Here is a 6,332-nt window from a genome sequence, read left to right as displayed (position 1 = left end):
GACAGGCACGGACGCCCCTGCCGCCGGGGATGCCGTCGCGGGCGTCCACGCGGCCCAGGCGGAAGCGGCCCTCCGGCATTCCGCCGCCGGCAGGCTGGGGACGGCCTTGGAGACCCTGTCCCGGCTCGCGGGATTCGACTGGCGGACCAATATCGCCCTCGTCGGGGGATTCGCCGCAAAGGAAGTGATTGTGTCCACCCTCGGGACGGCTTATTCTTTGGGGGAGGTGGACGCCGGGGCGAGCGACTCCCTTTCCGCCAGGCTGGCCTCCTCCGAGGGATGGCGGCCCCTGACGGCCGTCGCCCTGATCGTGTTCATCATGTTCTACGCCCCCTGTTTCGTGTCCGTCGTCTGTATTGCCAGGGAGGCCGGATCATGGAAATGGGGCTTGTTTTCAGTCGTTTTCAACACCCTGTTCGCTTTTCTGCTGGCGGTGCTGGTCTATCAAGGGGGGGTGCGCATGGGCTATTGATACGATCTATGCGGGAAAAGAGCCATGGAGAATATAATTGTCATAATCATTGTTGGTATATCCGTGTTGTATGTCATCCTGAAGATATGGAAGACATTCTCCGCGTCATCCGGGGGCGCCTGCGCATGCGGGTGTTCGGGGTGCGGCGCGGCGTCAGCCTGTGATGGGAAATTGGAAGCGGGCCAACCGGTCGAGTGCGCTGAAAAACCGGGGGAATGTTGATCGGGCGGTTTTCCAAGCCCGGCGTCTGTCAGGAGCTGTTCAACTCTCTGGATTTCTGAGGGATCCCCACCGCCTGGCGGCCGAGGATGTTCGTCGGGGACGGTATCAACGACGCTCTCCCGCCGCCGGGCCGGCCAGGATCAATCGTGAGAGAGCACCTTGCCCAGAAAATCCCTGAGGCGCGGGTTTTGGGGATTGCCGAAGAATGCCTCGGGGCTGTTTTCCTCCTGGACGACGCCCTGGTCGATGAACACGACCCGGTCGGCCACCTCTCTTGCGAAGCCCATCTCGTGGGTTACCACCACCATGGTCATGCCTTCCCTGGCCAGCTGTTTCATGACCTCCAGAACCTCTCCCACCAGCTCTGGATCCAGGGCCGAGGTAGGTTCGTCGAACAGGATCGCCTTGGGCCGCAGGGCCAGTGCCCGGGCAATGGCCACGCGCTGCTTCTGGCCGCCCGAAAGCTGGTCCGGATAATTCCGGGCCTTTTCGGCGAGGCCCACCTTCTCGAGCAGTTCGCGGGCCAGCAGGTCGGCCTCTTCCCGCCGCATCCTGCGGACCTTGACGGGCCCCAGGGTCACGTTCTCGAGGACGGTCATGTGGGGAAACAGGTTGAATCCCTGGAAGACCATGGTCGCCTCGGCCCGCACCTGGTTGATGTCGGTTTTGGGGTCGGCGAGGTCCTTGCCGTCCAGGATGATCTGGCCCGATGTGGCCTGTTCCAGGCGGTTGATGCACCTCAGAACCGTTGATTTCCCGGAGCCCGACGGGCCGATGATGCAGACCACCTCGCCCGGCCGGATGTGGAGGTCGATCCCCCGGATGACTTCCAGGTTTCCGAATGTTTTGTGAAGATTCCGGATGTGAATCATGAATTCCCCTTATCGTGCCGTGCGTTTTTCCAGGCGCTCCTCGGTCATTTTCAGGACCCTGGCGATGGAAAGGGTCATCATCAGGTAGGCAACACCGACCGTCAGCCAGACCTCGAAGGCCCTGAAATTGACGGCGATGATCTCCTGCCCCACCCGGGTCAACTCCGCCACGCCGATCACCACCAGGAGGGAGGTGTCTTTCAGGCTGATGATGAACTGGTTTCCAAGGGGCGGGATCATCCGCCGGAAGGCCTGGGGCCAGATGATGTAGCGCATGGTCTGGGTCCGGGTCAGGCCGATGGAGCGGCCGGCCTCTATCTGGCCGACATCGATGGACTGCACCGCGCCCCGGACGATCTCGGCGATATAGGCGCCCGAGTTCACCGCTATGGCCACGATGCCAGCGGTGATCGGTGAAATGCGCATGCCGACGGCCATGGGGATGCCGAAGTAGAGAAACATGACCTGGACGATGAGCGGCGTCCCGCGGATGGATTCGACGTAGACGCCGCCCATCTTCCGGAAAAAGAGGTGTTTGGAGAGTTTCATCAGGCCTGCGGCGGCGCCGATGATGAAGCCGAAAAAGAGGCCGACCAGGGTGATGAGGATGGTCAGCTTCGCGCCGGAGAGGAGCAGCGGGAAGGTCTCGATCATCACCTTCCATTCGAATGTGAATCCCATGCGGTTTCCCTTGCTCAAGCGGCATCAGGGGCGGGCGCGAAACCCCCGCCCCCGGGCCGGGTCATCCCCCGGGCCGATCACGGGGGGACGGTTCGTGCCGGAATCTATTTGGGCTCCGTTCCGAACCACTTCATGTAGAGGGCGTTGTAGGCGCCGCTTGCCTTTAGTTTTTTGAGGGCCTCGTTGACCTTGGGAACCAGCGGGCTCCCCTTGGGAAAGCCGATGCCGTAGGACTGGCCCATGTAGAGGGGACCCACCACCTTCACCTTGCCCTTGCCCGCGTCGCTCCGCATGAAGTTGGCGATCACCGGCGAGTCGAAGATGACGGCGTCGGCGCCGCCCGACATCAGTTCGAGGATCATGGCGTCGTTGTTGGGGAAGAGCTTGACCTCCTTGGCCTGGGCGTTTTTCTTCACGAAATCCTCGCTTGTGGTGCCCAGCTTGGTCGAGACCACCTTGCCCTTCAGGTCCGCGATGCCGTTGATATCGGTGTTGTCGGCCTTGACCAGGATCAGCAGCCCCGCATTGTAGTAGGGATCGGAAAAGTCGATCACCTCGGCCCGCTCGGGTTTGATGGTCATTCCGGCGATGCCCGCGTCGAGCTGGCCGGTCTGCAGGCCGGGGATGATGCCGTTGAAGTCCATGGGCTGAAGCTTGTATTCCACGCCGATCTCCTTGGCCAGGGCATCCCAGAGCTCCACATCGAAACCCGTATGCTTGCCGGAAGCGTCCTTGAACTCGAAGGGCGGGAAATTGGTGTCGGTCGCCACGATGAGGGTTGCTGCCGTGGCCGGGGCCGAGAGCATCGCCATGGCGGCGACGGCGGTGAAGATGGTCCAGAAACGTTTCATGAGTTCTCCTCCTTTTGCGGTTGGTGGTGCGGGTGTCATCGATGGCGGATCCTCCTGCCGGGCTGGCTCTGCGGGCTCCGGTCCATGGGATTTCCACCGGGATGATCCTCCCTTAAACCCTATTTCGAATGGATTATCAAGGGATGATTTCAGGCAGTTGGGGATTTTGGGAGAGGGCAGGGGCCTCGCCGGCCGGGCGCCCCGCTCATAAACCGCCTTCTTCTCTGAACCGGAGGCCTTCCCGGTAGGGAAAGATGTGCATCACCGCCCCGGACTTCAGGCGCTCCTGAATACCGCGCCAGAAAGCGGCGTCAAACAGGTCGGCGTGGGCGGTTTCAAACACCGTTTTGAGGTGATCCGGGAATCTAAGAAACGTTCTGAATTCCTCCGGGAAGATGTCCCTGTCGTCGACATGGAACCATGGCTCCAGGGACATCTCGTCGTCATATTCCCTGGCGGGGGGCATCTTCCGGAAGGTGCAGTCGGTGAGGAGGCACAGCTCGTCGTAATCGTAGAAGACGACCCTTCCGTGGCTCGTGACCCCGAAGTTCTTGAGAAACAGGTCCCCTGGAAAGATGTTTGTCGCCGCCAGCTCCCGGATCGACCGGCCGTAGTCGATCACCGCCTCCCTCGCGTCGCCTGCGGGGGCTTCCCTGAGAAAGAGGTCGAGGGGCATGAGCCGCCTTTCGGTGTAGAGGTGCCGGATCCGCAGCCGGTCCTTTTCGAAGACCACGGTATCGGCTGCGGTCTCCCGGAGCGCCGTCAGGAGCGGCGCCGAGAAGCGCGAGATGTCGAAGGTCAGGTCCTGGAACTCCTGAGCATCCACCAGGCGTCCCGCCCGGTCGTGCCGGAAGACCAGCTTGTAGCGGCGCTGCACCTCCCGGGCACTCGTGTGCTTGGGGAATTCAAATCGGTCCTTGATGATCTTGAACACCACGTCGAAGGAGGGCAGGGTGAAGACCAGCATGACCATGCCTTTTTCGCCCCGGGCGATTTCGAATGGATCCGAGGAGGTCTCCAGGCTGCGCGTCAGCTCGCGAAAGAGCTCCGCTTTGCCATGTTTGTGAAACCCGATGGAGGTATAGAGCTCCGAGACCCGTTTCAGCGGCATGAGCGTCTTCAGGAAATTGATGAGCTCCGCGGGCTTGTCTGCGACGACATGGAAATAGGCGCGGGTGAAGCTGAACAGGATGCTGATGTCGCTCTCTTCGTGGAGCACCGCGTCCGCCGCAACGCCTTCAGGCGTGCTCAGAAAGGCGATGACGAGGGGGAGGAGGCGGCCGCGGACGCGCATCCGGCCGACAATGTAGGCGGCCTTGTCCCGGTAGAATACCGACCGGATCATTTCCACGCCCTCGGGCAAACGGGGTCCGTCGGCCTGGCCGAGATGGGCTTCGACCCGCCGGGCGATCCGCCGGGCGTCGGCCTCGGGATCGGAAAGGTGCAGTTCGGCGCCGCAGGCGGCCAGCATTTCCCGGAAAAGGGCGGCAAGCCCGTCCGGAGCTGAATTCGGCGTGTAAACGTCGCAGACCGGGCATTCCCGGACTTCGATGCGCGGGATTTTGAATTCGGCGGCGATGAATTCGAGACGGGGGGCGACGCCCACGATGCCGTAAATCCTCCGGACGACCGAGTTGAAGAAGGTTTCCGCCAGTTCGACGTCATTCCTCATGCGGATGCGCCCGGCATAGGCGCTTTTCATGGCGGCGCCTGCCGATAGATCCTCCCGGCGGTCTCCCGGGAGGCTTCTGAGGGTGTCTGCCGTCCGGTCGACGATGCGGGAATAGAGATCCAGGCGCTCCAGGGCGTCGCGGTCGATTCCCTGCCAGTCCCGTCGGTTGAAGCGGTCCGCGGACCGCTTCGTGATCTCCAGGAACTGCGCCTGGTAGTCGTCGTAGGCCTGTTCGATCAGCGCCGCGCCTTGGGATTCGGGGGCCTTCAGGTAGTCTTCAGAATTCATTGTATCCTCTTTCCGGCATTCGCTTCCGGTCTTTGGGGATGCCGGTTGTTTCCAACGCTGAACAGGTATCCACTGCATTGACATTCCGACAACACGTTATTAGATTTTTCTACAATGTTTTGTCAAGGCAAGCATGTTAAAACGTGTATGAAAGGAGGAGCCTCCCATGAACGCCCATCCCCAAACGAACGGTGTCCGCATCCAAGCCCCGGTGCAGCCGGAGTTCGAAACGATTCTCACCCCCGAAGCCCTCGATTTCGTCGCGGCCCTGGCCCGCGAATTCGAAGACACCCGGATCTCGCTGCTGGAGCGCCGAAAGCGCGTCCAATCGGAGATTGACGGCGGGAAGCTGCCGGATTTCCCGCCGGAAACCCGGGCCGTCCGCGAGGGTGACTGGCGGGTCGCGATGATTCCGGAGGACCTACACGACCGGCGGGTCGAAATCACGGGGCCGGTCGATCGGAAGATGATCATCAACGCCCTCAACTCGGGCGCCATGACCTTCATGGCCGATTTCGAGGACTCCCATGCGCCGACCTGGGAGGGGACCCTCGCGGGGCAGGTCAACCTGCGGGATGCGGTCCGGCGGACCATCGCTTTTGCGAACCCGGACGGAAAGCAATACCGGCTGAACGAAAAGACGGCCGTCCTCATCGTCCGGCCCCGGGGCTGGCACCTCGTGGAAAAGCACGTCGAGATCGACGGCCGGCCGGTATCCGCCTCCATCTTCGATTTCGCCCTCTATTTTTTTCACAACGCCCGGGAACTCATGGATCGCGGCACCGGCCCCTATTTCTACCTCCCCAAGATGGAAAGCTACCTGGAGGCCCGCCTCTGGAACGACATCTTCGTCCGGGCCCAGGAACTGACGGGCATTCCCCGGGGAACCATCAAGGCCACGGTCCTGATCGAGACCATCCTGGCAGCCTTCCAGATGGACGAGATCCTCTACGAGCTGAGAGACCACATGGCCGGCCTCAACTGCGGCCGCTGGGACTACATCTTCTCGTGCATCAAGAAATTCCGGAACAACAAGGATTTCTGCCTGGCCGACCGCGCGCTGGTCACGATGACCACGCACTTCCTCAAGAGCTACGCCGAGCTTTGCGTCAAGACCTGCCACCGCCGCAACATCCACGCGATGGGCGGCATGGCCGCGCAGATCCCGATCAAGAACGACGAGAAGGCCAACGCGGATGCCTTCGCCAAGGTCAAGGTCGACAAGGAGCGTGAAGCCACGTACGGCCACGACGGCACGTGGGTGGCGCATCCGG

Annotated in this window: 6 protein-coding genes; 2 read left to right on the top strand and 4 right to left on the bottom strand. The window is 61.9% G+C overall.

Features of this window, described 5'->3' with window-relative positions:
• A partial coding sequence (locus tag ACEW8N_RS15370) for a nucleoside recognition domain-containing protein (RefSeq protein ID WP_373500721.1) occupies positions 1-472 on the top strand: 472 nt, incomplete at its 5' end.
• 362 nt (positions 473-834) lie between these two features.
• Here ACEW8N_RS15370 and ACEW8N_RS15365 read toward each other — a convergent pair.
• The 4 genes from ACEW8N_RS15365 to aceK all read right to left on the bottom strand — a co-directional run bounded on the left by ACEW8N_RS15365 (position 835) and on the right by aceK (position 5,058).
• Entirely contained in the window at positions 835-1,566 is a 732-nt protein-coding gene (locus ACEW8N_RS15365; RefSeq protein ID WP_373500720.1) for an amino acid ABC transporter ATP-binding protein, read from the bottom strand.
• Positions 1,567-1,575: 9 nt separating this feature from the next.
• Positions 1,576-2,247 (bottom strand): amino acid ABC transporter permease, encoded by a 672-nt coding sequence (locus tag ACEW8N_RS15360; protein ID WP_373500719.1) that lies wholly within the window; start codon positions 2,245-2,247, stop codon positions 1,576-1,578.
• A gap of 104 nt (positions 2,248-2,351) precedes the next feature.
• A complete protein-coding gene (gene glnH / locus ACEW8N_RS15355) occupies positions 2,352-3,098 on the bottom strand; it encodes a glutamine ABC transporter substrate-binding protein GlnH (protein WP_373500718.1) in 747 nt (248 codons plus the stop codon).
• 205 nt (positions 3,099-3,303) lie between these two features.
• Positions 3,304-5,058 carry a bifunctional isocitrate dehydrogenase kinase/phosphatase gene (gene aceK / locus ACEW8N_RS15350; protein ID WP_373500717.1) on the bottom strand — a complete coding sequence of 585 codons (1,755 nt, stop codon included), beginning with the start codon at positions 5,056-5,058 and terminating at the stop codon, positions 3,304-3,306.
• A gap of 166 nt (positions 5,059-5,224) precedes the next feature.
• Here aceK and aceB point away from each other — a divergent pair.
• Positions 5,225-6,332, top strand: a 1,108-nt coding sequence (aceB, locus tag ACEW8N_RS15345; RefSeq protein ID WP_373500716.1) for a malate synthase A, incomplete at its 3' end; no start/stop codon positions are given.

This window comes from Desulfococcus sp. (genome assembly GCF_041737845.1).
GTDB lineage: Bacteria > Desulfobacterota > Desulfobacteria > Desulfobacterales > Desulfococcaceae > Desulfococcus.
Note: the sequence above shows the minus strand (reverse complement) of the source record. Positions and strands in the feature narration are given on the sequence as shown.

What these genes read in the sequence shown, in the direction of transcription:
- ACEW8N_RS15365 (WP_373500720.1), bottom strand. Translation starts at nt 1,566, where the DNA reads ATGATTCACATCCGGAATCTTCACAAAACATTCGGAAACCTGGAAGTC.
- ACEW8N_RS15360 (WP_373500719.1), bottom strand. Translation starts at nt 2,247, where the DNA reads ATGGGATTCACATTCGAATGGAAGGTGATGATCGAGACCTTCCCGCTG.
- glnH (WP_373500718.1), bottom strand. Translation starts at nt 3,098, where the DNA reads ATGAAACGTTTCTGGACCATCTTCACCGCCGTCGCCGCCATGGCGATG.
- aceK (WP_373500717.1), bottom strand. Translation starts at nt 5,058, where the DNA reads ATGAATTCTGAAGACTACCTGAAGGCCCCCGAATCCCAAGGCGCGGCG.